A 1,038-nucleotide genomic window follows, 5' to 3' on the forward strand; every position below is an offset into this window, starting at 1 on the left:
ATCTTTGTAATCGCGCAGCACCGGCTGGAACTGCTCGATGTGGCGCAGCACCCACTCCAACGGCGCGTCGGCCTCGAAGCCAAAGTTGTAGGCAAAGCGCAGCACCACCTTGAGCCCAGCCCGCCGGGCGGCCTCGAGGCCCCGCGTCACTTGAGCAATATAGCTCTGTGGCACCAGCGAAGTGCGGTAGGCATCCAGCCGTACATACGAGTGCACCACCGTCACCCGGTGCTGGGGCTTGACCCAGCTCAGGTCGGTTTCCTGGGTGATAGGCACACTCAGGTAAAAACCCCGCTCGGGGTTGAGGAAGTTTTCGCTGCTAGACTGATAGGAGATGATCTTGCCGGAAGGTGGATTTGGCAAGGGATTGGAAGGCGGGGCTGGAACCTGGGTATCGAGGCTACTGCAGGCAGTGAAAAACAGGGCAAGGCCCAGTCCCAGTAAGATACGGTGTGGATTATTGATCATCACTCAAACACCCGTCTGAACAGTCTAAAAGCTCCAACCCCACCTGGTGCATGAGGAGACCTTAATCTGATCTTGAGCTTGGCAGCAAAATCACGACGGCTCGGCCATGAAGTATTCGATGGCTATTGCCCTGATTCTGGTTAGGTTGGTCTGTACTAATTCCTAAATCTGGCGCATATCTTCCAGCAGTTGCCAGCCAACCTCTTTGGGCGTGGCCTGGAGGTAGGGGTTTAGCTCCAGGCTCACCCACCGGGCCAGCGACTTGAGTTCGGCGGGCTCTTGCTCGGTGCGCACCAGCAGCGTAACCTGGTAGAACTGCTGGGTCTCGGTCAGGGTGCCATCCTCAAAAAAGGTCATGGGGGCGCGCACTTTATCAATTAGCACATGCACCTCTCCCAGTTGACGGGGAATCGCTGTACGGGGGTCGAAGGAGAGTTCTTTGGGGTGCCACAGATACCCCTGAAATAGCTTGACGGCTTTCATCGCAACCACGTATCCGATTGTTCCAGCAGTGGCGGAAAACAAAAGTGGCCCGGGTCGGCTCGCGAGCAAAACATTACCCCCCCCGTA

Annotated in this window: 2 protein-coding genes; both read right to left on the bottom strand. The window is 56.9% G+C overall.

Annotated features, from left to right (window positions below; all coding sequences use genetic code 11):
- A partial coding sequence (locus Q0288_RS06195) for a DUF4874 domain-containing protein (RefSeq protein ID WP_299428771.1) occupies positions 1-468 on the bottom strand: 468 nt, incomplete at its 3' end.
- A gap of 162 nt (positions 469-630) precedes the next feature.
- A complete protein-coding gene (locus tag Q0288_RS06200; protein ID WP_299428774.1) occupies positions 631-951 on the bottom strand; it encodes a DUF3208 domain-containing protein in 321 nt (106 codons plus the stop codon).
- Between the last annotated feature and the right edge of the window lie 87 nt (positions 952-1,038).

It is taken from the genome of uncultured Meiothermus sp. (assembly GCF_937863175.1).
In the GTDB taxonomy this organism is placed as follows: Bacteria; Deinococcota; Deinococci; order Deinococcales; family Thermaceae; genus Meiothermus.

Bases quoted from the DNA above. Each gene is read 5' to 3' on its own strand.
- Q0288_RS06200 (WP_299428774.1), bottom strand. From the start codon at position 951: ATGAAAGCCGTCAAGCTATTTCAGGGGTATCTGTGGCACCCCAAAGAA.